We start from the raw sequence: 23129 nt of genomic DNA, 5'->3' as shown, positions 1-23129 counted from the left end.
GTTGTGCCTGATTACTGAGCGGCCTGGCGTGGCTGCAGCTTCTCGTCGATCTGGCGCGAAAGGATGGCCGAGAACTCGTCGGCAAAACCTTCCATCCGCGATGAAAGCTTGCCAGCCTCGCCCATGAAACGGTTGTAGGCGATAACCGCCGGGATAGCGGCGACAAGACCGATGGCGGTTGCCAGCAGCGCTTCGGCGATACCCGGTGCAACGACCGCAAGGTTGGTGGACTTCGATCCGGCAATCGCCTGGAAGGAGGTCATGATACCGATGACGGTACCGAACAGACCGATGAACGGACCGGCCGAACCGATGGTCGCCAGCGACCCGAGACGTGCCTCGTAGGCTTCGCCTTCGCGCGACATCGTCACGTCCATGGCGCGGTCGATACGCATCTGCAGACCGATCGGCGAACGGGCGCCGCGCTCAAAGCTCTTTTTCCACTCGCGCATGGCAGCGACGAAGATGGCGGCAAGGCCGGTGTTCTGGCGCTCGCCAAGGGTGCGGTAGAGTTCTTCGAGCGACTGACCCGACCAGAACACCTGTTCGAACTGATCGAACTGGCGCCGCGCCTTGGCAAAGCTCATATATTTGTCGATGACGATCGCCCAGGTCCAGACCGAGGCACCCATCAGCCCGATCATCACCATCTTGACGATCAGTCCGGCCTGCATGAACAGCGCCCAAAGGCTCACGTCATGCGTCGCAGCTTCCAGAGCTACCTGTTCCATCTGTCTTCAATCCCCGAATCCAAACGCCCGGCATTTCACAACCGGGCGGGTTCCAAAGCGCGCTCTCGCGAGAATGTTTCTGTCCGCCGAGATCGCCGCCTAACGCCCAAGATGTCCTGAGTTTTCAGCTTGGCTTCTCGCCTTCAAATTTGGTCAAAGGAAGGCGTGCGTTGCACAAATTCCTCACGGGTTAGTAAGACTACATTATCGTTAATAATGTGTTACGGCCGCAAGCTTGATCAGCGCTTTGGCTCTATTGTCTGAAGCTCAGATCGGCGCTGTTAGAAACTTCTCCGCGATCGCCTCCGGCAGTCGTCGTGGACGGCCGTATCTGTTGATGACGGCGATGACCACCTTCGCCGCAATCAGCAGCGTTTCGCCGCGGCGGATTTCCTGGGTAAGAACCATCTTGGCGCCACCCGCCTTTTCGGTGATCGTCTGGATCGTCAGTATATCGTCCATCCGGGCCGGTTGCTTGAAATCGATCTCCATGCGGTGCACGACGAAGACCAGCCCCTCCTCATCCGCCGACAGAAGCGCACCCTGCTCGCAGCCGAGGCAACGCAGATAATCGGTTCGGCCGCGCTCGAGAAAGTGCAGGTAGCGGGCGTGATAGACGAGGCCGGAGAAGTCCGTGTCCTCGTAATAGACCCGCTGGACGAGGCTGTGACCGCCCTCGATCAGTTCTCCGGATAACAAAAAATTCTGCTCTGTCATAAGCTTGCCTTGAAATTCCATCTTCATCCCCTGGATAAAGGCGGAATACCGATCCACTTTCGGTGTCCTGTCATACTTCCCGCCCGCATAAAATAGGGCACCCGCGAACGGAGAGAACATTCATGAAGATTGCAGTCCTTGGCGGCGATGGTTTCGTCGGCTGGCCGACATCGCTTCACCTGTCCGATGCCGGCCACGAGGTGCATATTCTCGATAACCTGTCGCGCCGCTGGATCGATACGGAACTCGGTGTTCAGTCGCTGACGCCGATGGACAGCATTCAGGAACGGACCCGCATCTGGCACGCCGAGACCGGCCGCCGCATCCACTTTCACCTAATCGACCTTGCCAAGGATTACGAGCTTCTGAAGGGTTGGCTGGTGGCGAACCGTCCCGATGCCATCATCCACTTCGCCGAACAGCGGGCAGCCCCCTATTCGATGAAGAGCGACCGCCACAAGAACTACACTGTCAACAACAACGTCAACGCCACGCACAATCTGTTGAATGCCATGGTCGAGCTCGATCTCGACGCGCATCTCATCCACCTGGGCACGATGGGTGTCTATGGCTACTCGACCGTCGGCGCGGCGATCCCGGAAGGGTATCTCCCGGTCGGTATCGAGACGATGGATGGACGCACCGTCAGCCAGGAGATCCTTTATCCGAGCAATCCCGGCTCGATCTACCATATGACGAAATGCCTCGATCAGCAGCTGTTTGCCTTCTATGCCAAGAACGACGGCCTGCGGATCACCGACCTCCATCAGGGCATCGTCTGGGGAACCCACACCGAACAGACCCGACGCCACGAGCAGCTGATCAACCGGTTCGATTACGACGGCGATTACGGCACGGTTCTCAACCGCTTCCTGATCCAGTCGGCGATCGGCTATCCGCTGACGGTACACGGAACCGGCGGCCAGACGCGCGCCTTCATCCATATTCAGGATTCGGTGCGCTGCATCGAGATCGCGCTCAACACACCGCCTGCCCGCAACAACCGGGTCGAGATCTTTAACCAGATGACGGAAACCCACCGGGTGCGTGATCTGGCTGAAATGATCTCCAAGATGAGCGGCGCCCAGATTGCCTGGCTGCCCAACCCGCGCAAGGAAGCCCCCGAAAACGATCTCGTCGTGAAGAACGACAAGTTCCTGAGCCTTGGCCTGCAGCCAACCACGCTCGGCGAAGGCCTGCTCGCCGAGATCGTTGATGTCGCGAAGAAATATGCCTACCGCGTCGATCGCAGCCGTGTCCCCGCCGTTTCCGCCTGGACGCGCGATATCGCCGCCAAGGTCGAGCACGATCCGGAAGGCATGCGGCTGAAATCCGTCTCGTGATGGCGCAATGACAAACGCGTTCGTCACCCTCGTCACCAATGCCGATTACGCGATGGGCGCGACGGCGCTGGCCCGATCGATCAGGTTGACCGGGACCACGGCCGAGATCGTCGTGCTGCACACGGCTGCGGTCTCGAGATCCGACCTTGTGCCCCTCGAGGCTCTGGGATGCAGGCTGGTGGAAGTCGCCCACCTCCCGCTGTCCGACACGTTCAACGACCGTCACGCCAGAAAGAACCTGCATGGCGCGGCGCCGTTTACCAAAGGCAACAAGCCGGAGTTCCACACGCCGCTTGACAATTTCTGCAAGCTTCGCCTGTGGCAGCTGACCGACTACGACAGGATTGTCTTCATCGATGCCGACGCGCTGGTGCTGAAGAATATCGACAAGCTGTTTTCTTATCCGGAGTTTTCCGCAGCACCGAACGTCTACGAAAGCATGGCCGACTTCCACCGGATGAACTCCGGGGTCTTCGTGGCCAAGCCGTCCCTGCGGACCTTCGACGCCATGATGGCGGCGCTCGACGTGCCCGACGCCTTCTGGCGGCGCACCGACCAGACGTTTCTGGAACACTTCTTTCCGGACTGGCACGGCCTGCCGGTGACCATGAACATGCTGCAATATGTGTGGTTCGCCATGCCCGATCTCTGGAACTGGAAGAGCATCGGCATCCTCCACTACCAGTATGAAAAGCCATGGGAGAAGGATCACCCGAAGGCGCAGCATTTGAAGCCGCTGATCGATCTCTGGCGGGACTTCTACGAAGGCCGCTCACCTGACATATCCGCACTGCCCAATCCGGCGCGCCTCCCATGAAGGTTCTCGTCTCGGGCGGGACCGGGCTTGTGGGCCGCTATGTCGTAGAGGCGCTGCTGGGCGCCGGCTATCAGGTTATTGTCGGCGGCCGGACACAACCGAAACCCGACCTGTTCTCAAAACCCGTCGAATTCGTCCCCCTCTCGCTCGATCCCGATCTCGACCAGATTGATGCCTTCACCGGTGCCGATTTCTTCGTCCACGCCGCCTTTGACCATGTCCCCGGCAAATATCGCGGCGGCGAAGGCGACGATCCCAAGCGGTTTGCCCGCATGAACCTCAATGGCACGATGAAACTGTTCGAGACTGCCAAACGAGCCGGTCTCCGCCGCGCCGTCCTCATCTCCAGCCGCGCTGTCTATGACGGCCTGCCTGACGGGTTGCCGCTGATCGAAGACACGGATCTGTCACCGACAAGTCTCTACGGCGAAATCAAGCATAAAGGCGAATTGGCAGTCGCCGGGCTTTGCGACGCGCACTTTTCGACCGCAAGCCTGCGGTTGACTGGTGTCTACGGACATCTGAGACCCAACAAATGGGATCAGATGTTTGAAACCTACCGTTCCGGCGGCGTCATTGAACCGCGTGCGGGAACGGAAGTAAACGGCAGCGATGTCGGCTCCGCCGTTCGTCTGATGCTGGAAGCCGAGGCCTCCAGGATCGCCGGCGAAAGTTTCAACGTGTCAGACATACTCACCGATCGAAGCGAGATCCTCAGTCACGTCGACAATGGCCGCCGCTTGCCCGAGAAGGCTGATCTGTCGCAAGTGCGCGTCATGCCGACGGCAAAGATCGAGGCGCTTGGCTGGAGGGGCGGTGGCAAACCGCTGCTTGCGCAAACAATTCGCCGCCTCGCCTCCTCCTGATCTCATCCACGCTACGACCTAGTGGGACGAGGCGCGTTGCGTCTTGGCCTCGTGCTTCGTCTTGTCGATCTGCTTCATGTGCTCTTCGGCCCATTTCTGGCCGGCGTCGCCGCCCCACAAAAGCCAGGCAATGTAACCAGCAGATGGGTTGCCGTCGTCGCCGAAATTGCCGGAGCGCTTGTCGACATTGTGACGCTTGAAGTAGCTCACCATCCGCTTCACCGTCTGTTCCGACAGATGCTTGCGATGCTGAAGATCGCGAGCGCGTGCTATCCCAACGGTCGTGCCGCCACGCCGGTATTCGGCGCGCAGCTTCAAGCCCTTCTCGGCCGCAGCCGCAACGTCGGCCGGCGGCTTGTGGTCAAGCTGCGATGGTTTGGACGGGCTGCGCGCGCGAGTCTTGGACTGCTCGTGCTGATGTTCGTGCGAAGATCTTTCAGCCATCGGTCTTCTTCAGCTCCGATTGGCTTTTCAAAACCTTGTCGCCGTCTTCCTGCTTTACGAGGAAGGCGGGCTTGTCGGTATCTGCCTTGCGCTTGATCGTCTTGCCCTTGATCTTGCGCTCGACATCCTTGGTGAACTTCTCGGCGACCTTACCTTCGGCCTTCGACTTTCCCCATTTCCATTCGACTTCGTTTCCGACGCTGATCTTCTGCATGGATCATCTCCTTCTACTCCTGAAAAAACTCAAGGGAGCAAAGGATGTTCCAATATCAGTCTTTCAGATCGCCATCGCGCCAGACCACGTGTTTCGGGCTCATGGGCAGATCTTCGATCTCGTCCGCGATGAAATAGGGCGGGATATCCAGCGCCTTCAGCGAGTCCCTCGTCGCCTTCACCCACTTGAACTCGAGTTCGTGCGTGTCGACGATCCGATGGACGATATCGGTCGAATGAAACGGGAAACTTTCCGGCAGCTCCATCAGGTAGTAGAAGCCGAGTTCGTGCCAGTCGCGGTCTTCGTAGCGGAAGAAGTTCTCGACCGCCCAGAGCAGCCGTCCGACCTTCACCTCGACCCCGAGTTCCTCGACCATCTCGCGTTTCAGGGTTTCCTCGGAGGTTTCGCCCACTTCCGCGCGTCCGCCGGGAAAGGTCCAGAACGTCTCATGCACGGCGCGGTGCACCAGCACATGGCCATCGCGGAAACCAAGCCCCGCGATGCGCATCTGAAAAATGCGCTTCGGCTTGAATTTCATCCGGATGCGCAGATCCTGGGGTTCGTCGCTTTTACTCATCGTCGAAACTGATCCTGAACTGGGCCGCTTCCATATCCTTGGGCGGCTGCAGGCCGAGATGCTTCCAGGCGACTGCCGTCAGCACCCTGCCCCGCGGCGTGCGCTGGATAAAGCCCTGCTGGATCATGTAGGGCTCGATAATGTCCTCGATCGCGTCGCGCGGCTCCGAAAGTCCCGCCGCGATCGTCTCGATACCCACGGGCCCGCCGCCGAAGTTGACGGCGATCATGTTGAGATAGCGCTTGTCGAGCTGGTCGAAACCGGCGTGGTCGACATTGAGGCGGATCAGCGCCTCGTCGGCGATCTCCTTGGTCACGGCTTCCGCACGCGCCACTTCGGCAAAATCGCGGACACGGCGCAACAGCCGTCCGGCGATACGCGGCGTGCCACGGGCGCGCCGTGCGATCTCGCGCGCGCCGCCATCGGTCATCGGCAGGTTCATCAGGCGCGCACCACGCCGGACGATGCCTTCCAGTTCCTCGACCGTGTAGAACGACAAGCGCACGGGAATCCCGAACCGGTCGCGCAGCGGCGTGGTCAACAGCCCGATACGGGTGGTGGCAGCAACCAGCGTGAATTTCGACAGGTCGATTTTCACCGACCGTGCCGACGGCCCTTCGCCGATGATCAGATCGAGCTGAAAGTCTTCCATCGCCGGATAGAGGATTTCCTCGACCGCCGGGTTGAGACGGTGGATTTCATCGATGAACAGCACGTCGCGGTCTTCGAGATTGGTGAGAAGCGCCGCAAGATCACCGGCCTTTGCAATGACAGGACCGGAGGTCGAGCGGAAATTGACGCCCAGTTCCTTGGCCATGATCTGCGCAAGCGTGGTCTTGCCGAGACCCGGCGGGCCGACGAACAGCACGTGATCCAGCGCCTCACCCCGGTTCTTGGCGGCCTCGATGAAGATCTTGAGGTTGGCGCGAGCCTCTGCCTGCCCGGTAAACTCGTCGAGCGACTGCGGGCGCAGCGCCGTATCGAAATCTTCGCCCCGTTTTTCCGGCGAGATGAGGCGGTTTTCGTCGGTCATGCAAGAATTTCCATCTCGGGCGCGCAGGATGCGGCCATTGTGTCTGATGTCATGGAGCAGTCGAACCAGCCAAGCGGCGCGGCAACTCTCGGCACGTCGCGATCCTCGATCGCTATCGTGATCTGACCTTCAAGAGCCATGGTCGTGAACGCACCCAATCTGTTACTTCCCGCAATTGTCCGGCCCTACCGATATCCCAGTACCCCGGATATCACGACCTCGCCAGTTCCTTCAGACCCAGCCGGATCAGCTTGGCGCTGTCGGCATCCTCACCGGCTGCCTTCAAAGCAGCGGCGACGGCATTGGCCGCCTGATCGCGAGAATAGCCAAGATTGGTGAGCGCCGAGACCGCATCGCTGACGGGCGCAGACGCCACGCCCTCGCCCAGTTCCTGCTTGAAGCCGATATTTGCGGATGCCTCGCCGGCAAAGGCGGGCGCCTTGTTCTTGAGTTCTGTGACAATGCGGACGGCGACCTTGGGGCCGACACCGGGCGCCCGCGAAACTGCGGTCTTGTCCTGCAGCGCAATCGCATTGGCCAGTTCGCCCGGTGTCAGCGTTGAGAGCAAGGCCAGCGCCACCTTGGCGCCGACGCCCTGCACGCTCTGCAGGAGGTTGAACCACTCGCGCTCCAGTGCCGACAGGAAGCCGAACAGTTTCAGCTGGTCCTCGCGCACATAGGTCTCGATAAACAGCACCGCCGCCTCCCCCACGTTGAGGCGGGCCAGCGTGCGAGCCGAACAGAAGGCTTCGTAGCAGACGCCGTGCACGTCAACGAGCGCGTAGTCCTCGCCGATCTCGTCGATAGTGCCTTTGAGCTTGCCGATCATGTTTTAGGTCCGCCGCTGAGGATGAAGGAGAATGGGTTCCGGAAATCATGATGCCGAGCATCGGGAAACAGGCACGATAGCGCGCTGCATCGCGCGTCAGAAGCCGATGCGAGCGTACAGCCTCTGCAAAAATACCTACTGAGGGCGGCAGAACAAGTCAAGAACAGAGGAGGCTGATGCGTCAGCCGGCCAAAGCTTGGCGCATGCGGTTTGCAACGCGGTTATGGGCGTGGCAGATAGCGATCGCCAGCGCGTCGGCGGCATCATTACCCTTGAACTCCGCCTTCGGCATCAGGATCTTCACCATCATGTGGATCTGCTGCTTCTCGCCGTGGCCAACGCCGATGACCGCTTTCTTGACCGCGTTTGGCGCATATTCCGAAACAGGCAACCCGGCACGCGCTGGCACCAGCATCACGACGCCACGCGCCTGACCAAGCTTCAACGTCGCCACCGCATCCTTGTTGACGAACGTCTGCTCGACCGCCGCCTCGTCTGGCGTGTAGGTATGCACAACTTCGGCCAGACCATCGTGCAGCTGGCAGAGGCGCGAGGCAAGGTCGATGTCACCGTCGGACACGACCGTCCCCGATGCCACAAAGCGCAACGAGTTTCCCAGTGTCTCGATAACACCCCACCCTGTGCGGCGAAGCCCCGGATCGATGCCGATGATGCGAATCGGTTTTGTCATGGCAACTGTTGTGTCACGCCGGGAATCCTGCGCCAAGGCCGAAACGCGGAGTGACTCTGCAGGCCAACACGCGAACGGGAGAGGTCGGAAGCGTTCATATTTTGTTAACCATAACCGCATCGTTTTGGGCAGAAGTGGTGATCCAACCGCAACAACCTTTTCCTAATGGCGTTGGTTCGTCACAAAGGGTTTCTTAAGAATCACGAGGAGGCGCCCGAATGATACGGGACTATGATCGGAATGAGACCGAGCTGCGCGATCTTCGCAGAACCGCCGACATCCTGGACGGCGGTCTGCGCCGCTTTGCAAGCGGTGATATCCGCACCACACTTGACGAACCCATGCCACTGCGTTTCGAGGGCATGCGCCGCGATTTCAATCGTGGCCTCGCAACAATCGACCGGACCATCGGCACCGTCGTTTCGAGTGTCGAGACGATGCGGGCCGACACCGAAGCCATGGCCGCCATCCTGCGCAGCCAGGCTCAGGCCCGCCAGGATCAGGCAGACAGAATTACCCGCGCGAAGTCAAAGACCAGCGCGCATGAGAGAAGCGCCAAGCAGCGTCAGGCAATCACCCGTCATGTCGGCACGATCGCCCACAACACCAAGCTTGACATGCGCCGACCGCGCGAAGCGGTCGCTGCCGCGTTGAAGCTCATCGAGACGATGGAACTGTCGGCCGGCACGTCCAGTGCTACAGGCATGAGCGCAATTCGCGCCAAGACCGAAGAGATCGAGCGCGAACTGCGGGCGATCGGCCTTTACGTCGATGCATTGGCCCAGAATGTCGAGGAACTGACCGAATCCGCCGATGCTCAGGCGGCCGAGGCCGAGGCTATCCGTGGCGAACTCGACGAAATGGCCAAGGCAAAGGATGCCCAGGCCCCCGAAATCCTGACCACGCCGCTTGTTCTCGACAGCCTGAACCGCAGCATCGGCGAGATCGATCGCGCTGCCGCACGCTACTCCGACGTGACAATTTTGCCGGCGCCACCAGTCTTTCCGCCTGAAGGATCGCCCCCGTCGTCGGGAGGTCGCAAGCCCTTCCTGCGCCTGATCAAGACCTGAGGCAGCGACCTCACTGTCGGACCTCCACCGACCCCGCCTAGCGACTTTCATCGCCGGCGGGGTCGTATTTGCAAGACCGGCTGCCTAGATAGGGAGAACACTTTTACCTATCCATTTCAGGATATGCCGATGATACCGTTTTCCATTCTCGACCTTTCGCTGATCGGCGAAGGCTATTCCGTCAGCCAGGCGCTCGACCAGTCCCGTCTGCTGGCGATCAAGGCCGAACAGCATGGCTATAACCGTCTCTGGCTTGCCGAACACCATGGCATGCCGGGCATTGCCAGCGCTGCCACGGCGCTCGTCATCGCCCATGTCGGGGCCGCGACCAAGACCATCCGGGTTGGCTCCGGTGGCATCATGCTGCCGAACCACTCTCCCCTCGTGATCGCCGAACAGTTCGGCACGCTGGAAGCGCTGCTCCCCGGCCGCGTCGATCTCGGCCTCGGCCGTGCGCCCGGAACCGACATGCGCACGGCAAATGCGCTGAGACGCAATCTCGATGCCGGCGCGGAGAACTTCCCGCAGGATATCGTTGAGCTCAAGCATCTGCTCGGAACGCCCGTCCCGAACCAAACAATCCTTGCCGTGCCGGGAACCGAGGCGAATGTGCCGATCTGGCTGCTCGGCTCCTCGACCTACAGCGCCCATGTGGCGGCAGTTTTGGGTCTGCCTTACGCGTTTGCCTCGCATTTTGCGCCAGATATGCTGCTCGACGCGATCGCCATCTACCGCGATCGCTTCCAGCCCTCGGCGGATCTCGACAAACCGTATGTGATGGCCGGTGTCATGGGTGTGGCAGCAGATAGGGATGAGGAAGCAAACAAGCTCTTCACCTCGTCGCAGCAGCAGTTTGTCAACCTGCGCAAGAATGTCCGCGGCCTTTTCCCGAAACCGCTCGATACGATGGACGGTTTCTGGACGCCGATGGAGAAGATGAATGTGGAGCACACGCTGCGATACGCAGCGGTCGGATCGCCGCGAACCATCGAACGCAAGCTCGGTGAGTTCCTGGCCGAAACCCAGGCCGACGAGCTCATCATCTCGATGCCGATCCACGATATCGACAAGCGTCTCCGCTCGGTGGAATTGTTTTCGCAGCTGTCGCTGATGGATAGCCAGCTGCAGCGAGCCGCGTAAACGAATACGGGCCGGTCTCAACGACCGGCCCGCTTCATTTCATGACTAGAGAGGCGATCAGGCCGACAACTTGGCCATGACCTCATCAGAGACTTCGAAGTTCGAATAGACGTTCTGCACGTCGTCGTCGTCTTCGAGATTGCCGATCAGCTTCATCAGCGACAGCGCACGTTCCTCGTCGACTTCGATCGTGTTCTGCGGCTTCCAGATCGACTTGACGGTCTCGGCACCGCCGAGCGTGGCGTCGAGTGCCTTGGAGACTTCACCGAGCGCCTCGAACCCGCAGATGATCGTGTGGCCTTCCTCGTCGGAAATCACATCGTCCGCACCGGCCTCGATCGCAGCTTCCATGACCGTATCCGCATCGCCGACTGACGCCTTGTAGGTGATCTCGCCGACATGGTCGAAGGAGAAGGACACCGAACCGGTTTCGCCAAGAGCGCCGCCGGCCTTGGTAAAGATCGAGCGAACGTTGGAGGCGGTACGATTGCGGTTATCGGTCAGCGCTTCGACGATCACGGCTGTGCCGCCGGGACCGTAGCCCTCGTAACGCACCGCGTCGTAGTTCTCGGCGTCGGCGCCCGAAGCCTTCTTGATGGCCCGGTCGATATTGTCCTTCGGCATCGACTGAGCCTTGGCGTTTTGAACGGCAAGGCGCAGCGCCGCGTTCATATCCGGGTCGGGTAGACCGGATTTTGCCGCAACGGTGATTTCGCGTGCAAGCTTGGAGAACATCTTGGAACGGATACCGTCCTGCTTGCCCTTGCGGTGCATGATGTTCTTGAACTGTGAATGGCCAGCCATGGCACCCCTGTCTGCATCATTATCTGGAATTGTGCCGCCTTATAGTTTCGAAGCGGAGGCCGTTCAAGAGCCTTTCGGATGAGGAACAAACCCCGCCCCGCCTCCGTTCTTCAACCGCACGACAAAGAAGGAGAATTATAGATGGCGAGCCTTACCGAAGCACGCGAAGCCCCCGAACGTCAGATGTGGGACGAAATCAACGGAATCCATGCGGGCATGCTCGGCATCGAAGGTGCGCACATGCATTTTCAGCCGATGGCGCCGAATGTCGATTCCGAGGCCAACACGATCTGGTTTTATACCAGGACCGATACGGATCTGGTGAAGGCGCTCGGCACAGCCTCCCGCGCCCACTTCAACGTGGTCGGCAAGGATCACGATTACCACGCCTGCCTGTCGGGCATCCTGGAAGTCCGCAAGGACGAGGCCAAGATCGATGAATACTGGAGCGCCGTGACGGCTGCCTGGTACGAACACGGTAAGTCCGATCCCCATCTCACCATGCTGGCCTTCCGTGTCGATGATGCGGAAATCTGGGCGTCGACCGACAGCACGCTCAAGTTCGGCTGGGAAATCGCCAAGGCGAACCTGAATGACGAGAAGATGCCGGAAGTCGGCGTCAACAAGCGCCTGACCTTCACGCGTCACGCCTGATCAAACGACCGACAGGGGCTTGAACAGCCCCTGTCACAGCCCTTGCGGCACCATGATCGTCGGCTTCTTCGGAAGGCTGCGCATCGACACGGTGATCGTCTCGCTCGGCGCGTAGGCGATCTCGAACTTGCCGTCGAACATCGACAGGAACCGCTCGAGCGGCGGCCCGAAACGGTGCATCGGCAGGATCAGTGACGACCGCAGCCGCTGAACGACGCGGCTCATACTGTCCGCCCCCATCGTCAAACCGCCATCAACAGGCACCATCAGAATATCGAGCCGGCCGATCTGCGTGTACTGCTGCTCGTTGAGTTCGAAATGCAGATGGCCGAGATGCCCGATGCAGAGCCCGGCGACCTCGAAGATGAAGATCGAATTGCCGTCCGCCTCGATGCCGCCGCCCCAGTTGCGGATATCCGAGACGACGTTGCGGATATAGACATCCCCGACCATTTCCCGATGCTCGGCCTTTTCACCCGGCACATCGCTCCATCCGCGCATCACGTGGGCGATCGCAGGATCCGGCATCATCGTATAGTGGGTGGAATGCGCCTTGTTCATCGTCACCACGTCAGGCATCCGCGACGGCTGGTGAACGCCGCTGTAATCGGTGGCGATGCCGATACCGTCGGGGCTCTCGATAAAATAGGTCGAGTGGCCGACGAAGGTGATCTTCACCTCTTCCCGCGCTGACAGGTTTACCGGTTTGACGACTGGCGCAAACGCGGGACCCGAAGGGTTGAAGCTGGCATAGCCGACATGGGGGAAATTCTCGCCCGGCAGGTTCTGCGCAATCGCCTGGCATTGGCTGACCGGCAACCCGCCCTCCTGCGCCAGCGCCGATATGGCGGATAGGAGGAGAGCCGAAAAACCGAATGCCAGCGTTCGCAGCTTCATGCCACACCCCGAACCGCGTTGCGAAAAATCGAGCCGATGCGTTCATGCCATTCCGGGCCTCAGGATGCGGCAAGCATGGCGAAGCGTCCAGCGACGAAGCGCCGTGGTCGTCTCACAATCATGTCATTGAGTGGTTAGCGCCTCAACGCGTCCGGCAGACGAAGGGCAGAAATGAGCTCGCTGTCCCGAAGTTCATCGCGGCCATGGTGAGGCGATTGGCAAGATCGATATCACCCTTGGACGACGGGCACACATCCGCACCGTTGGAGCAGCCGGCTGCAATGAAAGCATTGTTTCCATCGATAAAGGCGCGGGTAATGTCCCGATCTTTGGACATGGAAAGCAGGTCTTGCCAGGCCTTGGCGTAGAAACTGCACTTCTTCTGAGCCCACGTTCCGGCTGAAGGCTGGACGCTTTGCTGTGCCGATGCCCCGAAAACCGGAAGCATCAGAACCGCAAACAGAAGCAGCGCCCGAACCATTCTACCGCCAGAAGCTCGGAATGGTCTCCGCGAGCCGCGGCCCGATCCGGAGCGGCTCGATCTTCTCGGCCAGTCCCGTCGTGTCGGAAATCTCGATGCCGAGACCGCAGATTGTCGCGGGACCGTTTGCCGCCTCGAAACGGCCCTTCGGCATTTTCGAGATGAAGCGGTTGAGCGGCTCTTCCTTGTCCATGCCGAGCGACGAATCGTAGTCGCCGCACATGCCGGCATCCGACATGTAGCCGGTGCCGCCGTTCAGGATCTGGCAGTCGGCGGTCGGCACATGCGTGTGCGTGCCGACGACGAGCGACGCACGACCATCAACGAAATGCCCGAAACACTGCTTTTCGCTGGTGGCTTCCGCATGGAAGTCGAAGATGATGGCATCCGCCTGTTCCTTCAGCGGGGCCGCGGCAAGGATCGCCTCGGCGGACTTGAAGGGATCGTCGAGTTCCGGATGCATGAAGACCCGGCCCATGATGTTGGCGACGAGGATGCGCGCGCCGTTGCGGCCGTAGAAGATGCCAGATCCCTTGCCGGGCGTGCCGGCAGGATAGTTGGCAGGCCGCAGGAACTGGTCGTGGCGACCGGCAAAGCCGACGGCTTCCTTCTGGTCCCAGACATGGTTGCCGGTGGTGACAACGTCGGCACCGGCATTGATCGTCTCGAGAAAGATCTCCTCGGTAATGCCGAAGCCACCAGCGGCATTCTCGCCGTTGACGATCACGAAGTCGAGTTTCAGGTCGGACACCAGCCCCGGCAACTTGTCCCAAACCGCCGTACGGCCGGTTTTGCCGACCATGTCACCCAGAAACAAAAGACGCATGCTTGTCCAATCTACGCGGGCATACCCGCGAACGGCCGATAGCCGCTTTCGGTCAAGACGGCATCGAGCTTCATATCATGAGGTTCTTCAGGCACTGATGCCACTTCCTGGCAGTCGAATGCAATGCCGATCAACCGCGGGTTCAAGCCTTTTTCGCGCAAACGGTGAATGGCCCGGTCATAATATCCGCCGCCATAGCCGATCCGGTGGCCGCGCGCATCGAATGCGGCCAGTGGCACGAGCATGATCTCGGGCTCGAGTTCTTCCGCCTCGGGCCCGGGACCCGATGTCCCGAACGTACCGGGTACAAGCACCGTCTCAGGCGTCAGTTCGCGAAACACGATCATTTCCTTGTCGAGGACGACGGGCAGGCAGATGCGCCCGCCGCGATCCCGCAGCAATGCCATCAGAGGATGGAGATCCACCTCGGATCGGATCGGCAGAAAGCCCGACACGATCGCTCCGGCATGCAACTCGATTGCCCCGGCGCCATGAACGGCAAGCGCCTGGCTCTTTTCGACCCTATCCGAAACAGACAGAGCGTCTCTCGCGGCGAGGCTCTGGCGCCGCAGTTCCGTCTTGCGCATGCGATTGTCGGAAAAAGCCTCGCTCATCGGTCCCGTGCCGTCAGTCTGGTGCGCGGCTGAGCAGCAGCTTGTCGATACGACGTCCGTCGAGATCGATCACCTCGAAGGTCCAGCCTCGTGTTGTGAACTTCTCGCCCAGTTCCGGCAGATGCTTCAGCTCGTCGAGAACGAAGCCTGCAACGGTCTCGTAACCCGGGTCATCCTCGATCGGCACGCCCATCTGCGCGGAGAACTCGTCAACCGCCATCCAGCCGGCAACGAGGTAGGATCCGTCGTCGCGCGCAACGATGGCGGGTTCTTCAACCTCGTCCTCCTGGAACACGCCGGTGATGGCTTCGAGCACGTCGCCCGAGGTGATGATACCTTCAAAATGGCCGTATTCGTCATAGACGAGAACCATATGTGCCGGTGACTTGCGCAAAGCCTGAATGACGTCGAGCGCGCCGGTCAGGTCGGAAACGACAGGCGCTTCACGCATCAGCGAGGCGGGATCGCCGCCCCTGCCGCCGGCCATGAATTCATAGGCGTCCTTGACGAAGAGCACGCCCTGGATCTCGTCGGACGAGCCCTTGCGTACAGGCAGACGCGAGCGTGTCGTCGCCCGCAGCTGCGCACGAAGCTCTTCCGGCTCATCTTCGGTATCGAGCACCTCCACATCGCGGCGTGGCGTCATGAGGCCGCGCGCGGTACGGTCGGCCAGTCGCATGACGCCGGAGATCATCGCCGATTCCTCGGTCTCGATCACGCCCGCGCTATGCGCTTCGGCAAGCACGGTGCGGATTTCCTCGTCGGTGACTTTCTCGTTCGATTCCCCGCTCTGGCCGAGAAGGGCCAGAAGAAACCGACCCGAGATGTCGAGAAACCACACGACCGGGGCACCGATTGTCGCGACCATCTTCATCGCCGGCGCAACTTTGGCGGCCACGAGCTCAGGCGCCCGCAATGCGATCTGCTTCGGAACGAGTTCGCCGACAATCAGCGACATATAGGTGATGACCACGACGACACCGCCGACGCCGAGCCAGTCGGCGAAGTTTTGCGGCATACCCTGCTCGGACAGCCAGTTGGTCAGACGGGTGCCGAGCGTTGCACCGGAAAACGCACCGGAGAGAACGCCGACAAGAGTGATGCCGATCTGAACGGAGGAAAGGAAGCGGCCTGGATCTTCAGCCAGCTTGATGGCGGCAGCTGCGCCACGATTTCCCTGCTCTGCCATGACCCGGAGACGCACGGGACGCGAGGACACGACGGCAAGTTCCGACATTGCGAGGACACCATTGAGAATGGTGAGTGCAACGACGATGAATATTTCGGTTAACAAAAGGGGCTCTTAATCTGGAACAATATCCTGCCTGCAAAACTGACGCCACGGCCCACTTCAACGAGAACCGTTATCGAACGCACCCTATGGGCGCGTCGGCGCTGCTTCGCGCACAGTTCGGAAAACCGCCCGCAATCCTTGGGGGTTCTCGGAGCTATGCACCTTCGCTCGCGGTGGAAATCATAGGGTCAGCATGCGTCCAATGCAATGGCCGTCACTGTGGAACTTGCCAGCGTCCGGTCGGAAAGGGAGAAATCACGCCGTCAGGTCGATCAGCAGTTCGGCGCGGGTGCCGCTTTCGCGCGGCACATATTGGATGGAAGCACCAAGCGTTGCCGCCATCGACTTGACGATTCGACTGCCAAGACCCGTGCCCTTCGGCATGTCGCCTTCCTTCCAGCCGACGCCGTCGTCCTCAACCGCAAGCAGCGCCTTGTCATCATCCTGCCGCTTGAGAAGCACACGCACCTCGCCCTCAGCGCCCGGCGGATAGGCATATTTCAGCGCATTGGTGAGAAGTTCGGTCACGATCATCCCGACGGAGACGGCCCGGTCGGACTTCAGCGAGAGTTCGTCGGCCTGCAAAAGGATCGTCGCGCTCTGGTGATCGTTGACCGTACCCTGCACTTCCTTGACCAGAGTGCCGAGATACTTGTCCATCTCCACCTGGCGCACGTCGTCGGACGTGTAGAGGCTGCGGTGCATGCCGGCGATCGCGGAGATGCGCGCCTGCGTCTCCGACAGGGCCGCCTTGACGTCGTCGTTCTTGCTGCTCGACACCTGGAGACGGATCAGCGCGGCGACCAGCGCCAGGCTGTTGGCGACGCGGTGGTTGACTTCCGTCAACAGCACCTCGGCGCGTTCCTTGCCAAGCCGGATCTCCTGATCGGCGCGCTCCTTGGCGCGGCGAAGCTCGGCGGTCGCAATCCCCTGGCCGATCGCGCTCTGCATCAGCGGCCAGAACTCGTCGCCCACCGTCTTGATGACATAGTCGGACGCACCGTTCTTCAATGCGTCGATCGCGATCGTCGCATCGCTCGAACCGGTGACGTAGATGACCGGGAGCCCCGCCCCCATCTCGTTCAGCCTGTGAAGGATTTCGAGGCCGGTACCGGTGCTGAGATAGTGGTCGAGAACCACTGCGTGCACGCCACCCTTCTCAACGGTCTCCATTGCCGCGGACAGATCCACGGCATGGACGACCTGATAGCCGAAGCGACCCAGATTGCGCACGGCAAGCCGCGCAAGGGCAAGGTCGTCATCGACGTAGAGAATGGTGTGCTGCATCACGTCTCGTCATTGTCCGGGAATTTGCATCACGGCAAAGAACAGACCGAGCTGTCTGATGGCGTGCGCGAAACTCTCATAATCCACTGGCTTCGTTATATAAACGTTGGCACCGAGATCGTAGCACCGCTGGATCTCTCGCTCGTCGTCGGTCGTGGTCAAGATGACCACAGGCAGTCGCTTCGAGTGAGGGTTGGACTTCACCTTCTCAAGTATGTCAATACCCGACATATCGGGGAGGTTGAGGTCGAGAAGGATCAGCAAATACCGATCCGCATTAGCCGCTCCCAGGCGGTCAGCGCCGAGAATATAATCGAGCGCCGCGTTTCCGTTTGTGAACGGTACGATCTCGTTGTTGACGCCTGCTCGACGGACATTCTTTTCGATGAGGCGCGCATGCCCCTCGTCGTCCTCGACCATAACGATGGTAACTTCTTTGCCGGCAGCATTCATGACCCATGACTCCTGACATATTGGGACAGATCGGTGGGCAGACGGATGATGAATGTCGCACCGCCGCCCAAGGTTGACGTGATCGTAATCTCGCCACCTAAATTTCTGACTAATGATCGCACATGCGCAAGGCCGATGCCCTCGCCGGGCTGGTTCTGCACGCCGGAACGGCGGAACAGCTCGAACACCCGTTCGTGGTCTTCCGGCGCAATGCCGCGCCCGTTATCGGCAACCTCGATCCGGACGAAGCTTCGCCCGAGCGGCGTTGATGTGATCGACAGCGCCAGCGGCCGGTCGGGATGTTGGTATTTGACCGCATTGTCGAACAGGTTACCGAAAACCTGCTCCAGCGAGAACCGGTCGGTGACGAGGGTCTTTGCGGCCGACGTGGAAATCGCCACTTCGCCGCCGCCCTCGTTGACCTGATGGTAGACACTCGCGGCAGTTGCCTCCAGCAGTTCGCTCAGGTCGATCCTCTCCGGCTTCAGCTCACGCCGACCGTCGCGGGAGATCTTTAGGATGGCGTTGATCAGGCCATCCATCTTCTTGGTCGACGAACGGATAAAACCGATTGCCTCTGGAAGATCTTCCTCGACTGCAAGCCGGGCGTCCCTCACCTGAAGTTCGCTCGGCTTGACGTCATCGGCCAGCACGTAGGCGGAGATCGATTTGAGCGAACTATCCAGCTCGCTGGTAAAGCCCATGATGTTGACAAGCGGCGCTCTCAGATCGTGCGAGACGATATAGGCGTATCGCTGGATCTCGCGGTTTGCCTGGATGAGGTCTTCGGTACGCTCGTTGACCCGCTCCTCCAACCCGGCATTCAAGGTTTCCACCTCGGCACGGGCCTTCTGAAGCTGGCGGACATGCTGGAAGACGATGGCAATCGCGCCGCCGAGAACGAGAATGATCAGGATACCGCCGCCGACGGTAAACCACTGCAGCTTTTCGGAACTTCCGCGAATCTCGCCAATGCCGGAAATCAGGTGTCCATCCAGTTCGCCGATCACGCCGCCAAGCAGGGCGCGCAATTTCTGCATGGCCTCGAGGCCCGACTGGTTGCGAACGATGGCGACTGCCTGCTCGACCTGACCCGAACTTGCGAGCGACAGCGTCGCCTGCATCTCATTGGTCTTTAGCGCGATCAGGCTGCGGATCTCGTCCAGCGGAACGCTGACGATGTCCTGATTGGCCGCCGTCCGCTCCACCTTCTGCAGCTGGAGCGGCAGCGCACCGATGGATGTCCGGTAGGGCTCGAGGAACAGCGGATCCTGCACCAGCAGGTAGCCGCGCTGTCCGGTCTCGGCGGTCTGCACAAGCAAAAGCAGATCGGCAGTGGTCGCGCGCAATGCTCTCAGCTTCGTGACGTCATCGAAATAGGTCCTGGTCATCTGCGCCAGGAAGAAAGAAGACATCACGATGCCGAGCAGGATGGCCGCGCCGATGACGAGCATCAGGAGCGACGAGCGGGCGAACGTGGCTTTTGCGTTGGGCATGAAGAAGTCCGCCGATTGAAAACACGCAGACTTACTCGGAAACGGCGCGGCCATTGTCAAGCGTCAGACAGGGGCGCCTGATGCCACATCAGGGGAAAACCGGACTGGCAATCTGACGAACTCGTGTACTGGAAAAAGAAATTAGAAAAAGCGCGGACACATTCGGAACATAAACGTAAGACAACAGTTCATTCATCAGACGTTCATGTTGGGAGTTTCGACAATGTTCTTGAGCAGCCTTCAGCCTACCGCTTCATTCGCCTTTGCCCATGACCACGGCATGATGATGGAAAAGACCGCTATCGAAACGGAACTGAGTTACCTCCCCAACTTCGACAGCAGCAATCTCACCGTCGACGTGACCGGCGACTTCATTGTTCTTGAAGGCGTTGTCAGCTCCAGTGGCGACCATGCCCGCGTTATGCGGATCGCCCGCGAAATCGTCGGCTATGAGCGCGTTCTCTCCCGTGTTCTGGTCTGCTCGATCGAAAAGCGCTCGTAAGCATCCCATCGACTAGACGTGCAAAACCCCGCCTTGAGCGGGGTTTTTCGTTTTTGGGCCCGACCATTATGAATGATCGAGCCCGAATTCTGTAAGGTGCGATCCGCGGCGACCGATGGATTTTTACGATCCTGGGTGCCTACAAACGTAGGTGGGCGCCATATGTCCAAGCCCACGGGCCTGGCCAGGGACAGCTCCCTTTGGATCGAGTATGGCCCCAGGGATTGTGGTTCCTGTCGAGAAGCGCAGAACGCATTTTCAATATAAGGCTGAAGTCGATGGCGCGCCAGTGGCATCGCGAGGCATTTTTTTCTGCAGGCTTTCAGCGACGCTGAACACCGGCGTGAGACGGTCTTAGTTCGCCGGCACACGGCCGTTGAGCTTCGCGGTCAGGCCTTCCAGCCTGGATGAAAGCTCGCTCAGGGCGGAGACGACAAGCTCGTCGCTGCGGCTCTGGTTTTCAGCGGCACCGGCGCGGTTGGATTTCAGCGACTGCACCTCGCCTTCGAGCGCACCGACCTTGCGGGTCAGCTCGGAAAGCTCATCCATGATCATGATCCCGGCCATGACCGTGATGCGAAGATCACCGATCTCGCCGAACTGGCCCTTCAGATGTCCGACATAGCGGTCGAATTGGTCGGCGAGGTCTGTCAGGTGCTGTTCCTGACCTTCTTCGCAAGCCATCCGATAGGCTTTGCCGTCGATCGTTACCGTTACCTGGGCCATCTCTTTTTCCTTACCGGTCCAGAACCGCGCGGATCGTCTCCATCGCCGTCACCAGACGGCGGGAAACCTCGCGGTTGACCTCTTCGAGACGATTGGCCCGAAACTGCGACTGATCCAGCTCCTGCGCCAGGCGCGATCGATCGGCATGCACGCGCTTGACCTCGCCTTCCATCTCGCCCTGGTCTCTTTGCTGCTCGATGCGCACATCGACGGCATTCTCCAGCCCGCTTATCGCAGCCCGAAGTTCCGAAAGCGCCAGATCCACCGTCTTTTCTGCCGGCATGCGTATATCCCGTGAGGTCGCGATCGGCGCCGAATCGTACGGCAGCGCCTCGCCAACAAGCGCCGTAGACTATTCACCGCTTGAAAGCCGGTCAATAAAACACGCAGACGATACCGCATCGAACTGTGGATCGTCGCTGATCAAGGGCACTCGGCGGCCCTGCCGAAATAGCAGGCAGACTGTGCTAAACCCGATCATTATGTGCCGCCGGTGGCCCGCCTTTTGTTGACTTGCGCGCCCCACCTGATATGGATCGGACGCTTCCTGACGAGGCCCGATCATAGGGCCTGACCGACACTCGGACGATAGTGGATTAGCCATGATTTCTCGCGAACAACACGACCGGATGGCCAATGCGATCCGTTTCCTTGCCATGGATGCCGTCGAAAAGGCGAATTCCGGACACCCGGGCATGCCCATGGGCATGGCTGACGTCGCAACGGTCCTGTTTACCAAATACCTGAAATTCGACCCGACCAAGCCGCACTGGCCCGACCGCGACCGCTTCGTGCTGTCGGCCGGCCACGGCTCGATGCTGCTGTACTCGGTACTGTATCTGACCGGCTACCCTGACATGTCCATCGACGACCTGAAGGGCTTCCGTCAGCTCGGTTCCAAGACTGCCGGACATCCGGAATACGGCCATGCGACCGGCATCGAGACCACCACCGGTCCGCTCGGCCAGGGCATCGGCAACGCCGTCGGCATGGCAATCGCCGAACGCAAGCTGCGCGAAGAATTCGGCGCCGACCTGCAGGATCACTACACATATGTGATCAACGGCGACGGCTGCCTGATGGAAGGCATCTCCCACGAGTCGATCGCACTTGCCGGCCACCTGAAGCTGAACAAGCTGATCCTGTTCTGGGACAACAACTCGATCACCATCGACGGTGCCGTGTCGCTGTCCGACTCGACGGACCAGATCGCCCGCTTCAAGGCCGTGCACTGGAACACGATCGAGATCGACGGTCACGATCAGGCCGCCATCGCAGACGCGATCGAGCAGGCTCACAAGTCCGACCGTCCGACCTTTATCGCCTGCAAGACCACGATCGGCTTCGGTTCGCCGAACAAGGCCGGCAGCCACAAGGTTCACGGCTCGCCACTTGGCGCCGAGGAAATTGCAGCGACCCGCAAGGCCCTGAACTGGGAATACGAACCCTTCGTCATCCCGAACGACGTCCTGTCCGACTGGCGCGAAGCCGGCGTCCGCTCTTTGGAAGCCGTCAAGGCGTGGGAAGGCCGCCTTGCAGCGTCTGCCCACAAGGCCGAATTCGACCGCCGCTTTGCCGGTGACCTGCCTGCAGGTTTCGACGCCGCCATCAACGACTTCAAGAAGAAGCTTGCTGAAACCAAGCCGACCGTTGCGACCCGCAAGGCGTCAGAAGACGTTCTGGAAGTCATCAACGGTTTCGTGCCGGAAACGCTCGGCGGCTCCGCCGACCTGACGCCATCGAACAATACCAAGACCAGCCAGATGGTCTCGATCACGCCGACGGACTTCTCCGGCCGCTACATGCACTGGGGCATCCGCGAACACGGCATGGCATCCGCCATGAACGGCGTGACCCTGCATGGCGGTCTGATCCCCTACGGCGGCGGCTTCATGATCTTCTCGGACTATTGCCGTCCGCCGATCCGCCTCGCCTCCCTGATGGGCATCCGCGTCATCCACGTCCTGACGCATGACTCGATCGGCGTTGGCGAAGATGGCCCGACCCACCAGCCGGTCGAACAGGTGGCAAGCCTTCGCGCCATCCCGAACCTGATGGTGTTCCGCCCGGCCGATGCCACTGAGACGGCAGAATGCTGGCAGATCGCGCTCGAAACCAAGGATCGTCCGTCGGCTCTCGCGCTGACGCGTCAGAACCTTGCACCGGCCCGCACCGAATATTCGGAAAAGAACCTCTGCACGCTCGGCGCCTACACGCTGTCGGGCAATGCGGATGCCAAGGTCACCATCTTCGCTTCCGGTTCGGAAGTCGAACTGGCGATTGCGGCGGCAAAGACACTCGAGGAAAAGGGCACCAGCACACGCGTCGTTTCCGTGCCCTGCACCGAACTGTTCTTCGAACAGCCGGACGACTATCGCCGCGAAATCCTCGGCAACTCGCCGGTCAAGATTGCGGTTGAAGCAGCCGTCCGTGAAGGCTGGGATGCCTTTATCGGTCCGGAAGGCACGTTTGTCGGCATGAAGGGCTTCGGCGCTTCGGGTCCTGCCAAGGATGTCTTCAAGCACTTCGGCATCACGGCTGACGCCATCGTCGCTGCGGCCGAAGCAAAGCTCGCCTGATCATTCAAACGACGGGGCGACGGTCACACCGCCCGCCCCGTCCA

The 23129-nt window shown here is 60.3% G+C and carries 28 protein-coding genes and 1 other RNA gene; 8 read left to right on the top strand and 21 right to left on the bottom strand.

Features of this window, described 5'->3' with window-relative positions:
* Nucleotides 1-11 precede the first annotated feature (11 nt).
* A complete protein-coding gene (tolQ, locus tag BLW69_RS03280) occupies nt 12-731 on the bottom strand; it encodes a protein TolQ (protein WP_062460759.1) in 720 nt (239 codons plus the stop codon).
* Nucleotides 732-998: 267 nt separating this feature from the next.
* The gene (gene ybgC / locus BLW69_RS03275) at nt 999-1448 is read right to left on the bottom strand and encodes a tol-pal system-associated acyl-CoA thioesterase (protein WP_062461839.1); all 450 of its coding nucleotides are present in this window, start codon (nt 1446-1448) and stop codon (nt 999-1001) included.
* 122 nt (nt 1449-1570) lie between these two features.
* On the opposite strand from ybgC, the gene BLW69_RS03270 reads away from it, so the two are divergent.
* From BLW69_RS03270 to BLW69_RS03260, 3 genes are read left to right on the top strand one after another with little or no spacing between them, the layout of a single operon-like run.
* Complete coding sequence (locus BLW69_RS03270) at nt 1571-2791, top strand: NAD-dependent epimerase/dehydratase family protein (RefSeq protein WP_092659895.1); 1221 nt, start codon at nt 1571-1573, stop codon at nt 2789-2791.
* A gap of 7 nt (nt 2792-2798) precedes the next feature.
* The gene (locus BLW69_RS03265; protein ID WP_092659893.1) at nt 2799-3608 is read left to right on the top strand and encodes a glycosyltransferase; all 810 of its coding nucleotides are present in this window, start codon (nt 2799-2801) and stop codon (nt 3606-3608) included.
* A complete protein-coding gene (locus BLW69_RS03260) occupies nt 3605-4474 on the top strand; it encodes an NAD-dependent epimerase/dehydratase family protein (RefSeq protein ID WP_092659891.1) in 870 nt (289 codons plus the stop codon). The genes BLW69_RS03265 and BLW69_RS03260 overlap by 4 nt, the downstream gene beginning before the upstream one ends.
* Nucleotides 4475-4492: 18 nt before the next feature.
* Here BLW69_RS03260 and BLW69_RS03255 read toward each other — a convergent pair whose 3' ends face one another.
* The 7 genes from BLW69_RS03255 to ruvC form a co-directional block, all read right to left on the bottom strand.
* Complete coding sequence (locus BLW69_RS03255) at nt 4493-4918, bottom strand: hypothetical protein (protein ID WP_348271837.1); 426 nt, start codon at nt 4916-4918, stop codon at nt 4493-4495.
* Nucleotides 4911-5132: a hypervirulence associated TUDOR domain-containing protein gene (locus BLW69_RS03250; protein WP_092659889.1), complete on the bottom strand. Its 222-nt coding sequence runs from the start codon at nt 5130-5132 to the stop codon at nt 4911-4913. The genes BLW69_RS03255 and BLW69_RS03250 overlap by 8 nt, the downstream gene beginning before the upstream one ends.
* 55 nt (nt 5133-5187) lie before the next feature.
* On the bottom strand, nt 5188-5670 hold the full coding sequence (locus BLW69_RS03245; protein ID WP_244508766.1) for an NUDIX hydrolase: 483 nt from the start codon (nt 5668-5670) through the stop codon (nt 5188-5190).
* 31 nt (nt 5671-5701) lie between these two features.
* Entirely contained in the window at nt 5702-6742 is a 1041-nt protein-coding gene (gene ruvB, locus BLW69_RS03240; RefSeq protein WP_062460777.1) for a Holliday junction branch migration DNA helicase RuvB, read from the bottom strand.
* Nucleotides 6739-6900, bottom strand: a complete 162-nt coding sequence (locus BLW69_RS22670; RefSeq protein WP_162759471.1) for a hypothetical protein — start codon at nt 6898-6900, stop codon at nt 6739-6741. The genes ruvB and BLW69_RS22670 overlap by 4 nt, the downstream gene beginning before the upstream one ends.
* A gap of 53 nt (nt 6901-6953) precedes the next feature.
* Nucleotides 6954-7571, bottom strand: a complete 618-nt coding sequence (ruvA, locus tag BLW69_RS03235) for a Holliday junction branch migration protein RuvA (protein WP_062460779.1) — start codon at nt 7569-7571, stop codon at nt 6954-6956.
* A gap of 181 nt (nt 7572-7752) precedes the next feature.
* Entirely contained in the window at nt 7753-8262 is a 510-nt protein-coding gene (gene ruvC / locus BLW69_RS03230; RefSeq protein ID WP_062460782.1) for a crossover junction endodeoxyribonuclease RuvC, read from the bottom strand.
* 218 nt (nt 8263-8480) lie between these two features.
* Between ruvC and BLW69_RS03225 the strand changes: the two genes are divergently transcribed.
* Both BLW69_RS03225 and BLW69_RS03220 read left to right on the top strand, forming a co-directional pair.
* Complete coding sequence (locus tag BLW69_RS03225) at nt 8481-9332, top strand: methyl-accepting chemotaxis protein (RefSeq protein ID WP_062460785.1); 852 nt, start codon at nt 8481-8483, stop codon at nt 9330-9332.
* A 129-nt stretch (nt 9333-9461) separates the two neighbouring features.
* On the top strand, nt 9462-10472 hold the full coding sequence (locus BLW69_RS03220) for an LLM class flavin-dependent oxidoreductase (RefSeq protein ID WP_092660996.1): 1011 nt from the start codon (nt 9462-9464) through the stop codon (nt 10470-10472).
* A 57-nt stretch (nt 10473-10529) separates the two neighbouring features.
* Here BLW69_RS03220 and BLW69_RS03215 read toward each other — a convergent pair whose 3' ends face one another.
* Entirely contained in the window at nt 10530-11276 is a 747-nt protein-coding gene (locus BLW69_RS03215; protein WP_062460788.1) for a YebC/PmpR family DNA-binding transcriptional regulator, read from the bottom strand.
* 141 nt (nt 11277-11417) lie between these two features.
* Here BLW69_RS03215 and BLW69_RS03210 point away from each other — a divergent pair, with 141 nt between their 5' ends.
* Complete coding sequence (locus tag BLW69_RS03210; protein WP_092659885.1) at nt 11418-11930, top strand: pyridoxamine 5'-phosphate oxidase family protein; 513 nt, start codon at nt 11418-11420, stop codon at nt 11928-11930.
* A 33-nt stretch (nt 11931-11963) separates the two neighbouring features.
* On the opposite strand, the gene BLW69_RS03205 is transcribed toward BLW69_RS03210, so the two are convergent.
* The 8 genes from BLW69_RS03205 to BLW69_RS03170 form a co-directional block, all read right to left on the bottom strand.
* Nucleotides 11964-12827, bottom strand: coding sequence for an MBL fold metallo-hydrolase (locus BLW69_RS03205; protein WP_092659883.1), 864 nt, complete (start codon nt 12825-12827; stop codon nt 11964-11966).
* A gap of 142 nt (nt 12828-12969) precedes the next feature.
* Entirely contained in the window at nt 12970-13308 is a 339-nt protein-coding gene (locus BLW69_RS03200; protein WP_062582412.1) for a hypothetical protein, read from the bottom strand.
* A gap of 1 nt (nt 13309) precedes the next feature.
* The gene (locus BLW69_RS03195; protein WP_062460799.1) at nt 13310-14134 is read right to left on the bottom strand and encodes a TIGR00282 family metallophosphoesterase; all 825 of its coding nucleotides are present in this window, start codon (nt 14132-14134) and stop codon (nt 13310-13312) included.
* Between the two features lie 11 nt (nt 14135-14145).
* The gene (locus tag BLW69_RS03190) at nt 14146-14748 is read right to left on the bottom strand and encodes a 5-formyltetrahydrofolate cyclo-ligase (protein ID WP_244508730.1); all 603 of its coding nucleotides are present in this window, start codon (nt 14746-14748) and stop codon (nt 14146-14148) included.
* 13 nt (nt 14749-14761) lie between these two features.
* A complete protein-coding gene (locus BLW69_RS03185; protein ID WP_082476442.1) occupies nt 14762-16042 on the bottom strand; it encodes a hemolysin family protein in 1281 nt (426 codons plus the stop codon).
* A 255-nt stretch (nt 16043-16297) separates the two neighbouring features.
* Nucleotides 16298-17329, bottom strand: coding sequence for a sensor histidine kinase (locus BLW69_RS03180; RefSeq protein WP_062460805.1), 1032 nt, complete (start codon nt 17327-17329; stop codon nt 16298-16300).
* Nucleotides 17330-17338: 9 nt separating this feature from the next.
* A complete protein-coding gene (locus BLW69_RS03175) occupies nt 17339-17782 on the bottom strand; it encodes a response regulator (RefSeq protein ID WP_062460808.1) in 444 nt (147 codons plus the stop codon).
* The gene (locus BLW69_RS03170; protein WP_174196153.1) at nt 17779-19278 is read right to left on the bottom strand and encodes a sensor histidine kinase; all 1500 of its coding nucleotides are present in this window, start codon (nt 19276-19278) and stop codon (nt 17779-17781) included. Before BLW69_RS03170 ends, BLW69_RS03175 begins: the two co-directional genes overlap by 4 nt.
* 223 nt (nt 19279-19501) lie before the next feature.
* On the opposite strand from BLW69_RS03170, the gene BLW69_RS03165 reads away from it, so the two are divergent.
* Complete coding sequence (locus BLW69_RS03165; RefSeq protein WP_062460811.1) at nt 19502-19780, top strand: BON domain-containing protein; 279 nt, start codon at nt 19502-19504, stop codon at nt 19778-19780.
* A gap of 96 nt (nt 19781-19876) precedes the next feature.
* Here the strand turns inward: BLW69_RS03165 and ssrS are convergent.
* The 3 genes from ssrS to BLW69_RS03150 form a co-directional block, all read right to left on the bottom strand.
* Nucleotides 19877-20035: non-coding RNA, 6S RNA (gene ssrS, locus BLW69_RS03160), on the bottom strand.
* A 99-nt stretch (nt 20036-20134) separates the two neighbouring features.
* Complete coding sequence (locus tag BLW69_RS03155; RefSeq protein ID WP_062460814.1) at nt 20135-20506, bottom strand: cell division protein ZapA; 372 nt, start codon at nt 20504-20506, stop codon at nt 20135-20137.
* 10 nt (nt 20507-20516) lie between these two features.
* Nucleotides 20517-20789 carry a DUF4164 domain-containing protein gene (locus BLW69_RS03150; protein WP_062460818.1) on the bottom strand — a complete coding sequence of 91 codons (273 nt, stop codon included), beginning with the start codon at nt 20787-20789 and terminating at the stop codon, nt 20517-20519.
* 319 nt (nt 20790-21108) lie between these two features.
* On the opposite strand from BLW69_RS03150, the gene tkt reads away from it, so the two are divergent.
* On the top strand, nt 21109-23085 hold the full coding sequence (tkt, locus tag BLW69_RS03145; protein ID WP_092659881.1) for a transketolase: 1977 nt from the start codon (nt 21109-21111) through the stop codon (nt 23083-23085).
* The last annotated feature ends 44 nt before the right edge of the window (nt 23086-23129 follow it).

The sequence above is a fragment of the Rhizobium sp. NFR12 genome (assembly GCF_900108545.1).
Classification (GTDB): Bacteria; Pseudomonadota; Alphaproteobacteria; order Rhizobiales; family Rhizobiaceae; genus Neorhizobium; species Neorhizobium soli.
This window is presented reverse-complemented; position numbering and strand designations above follow the sequence as displayed.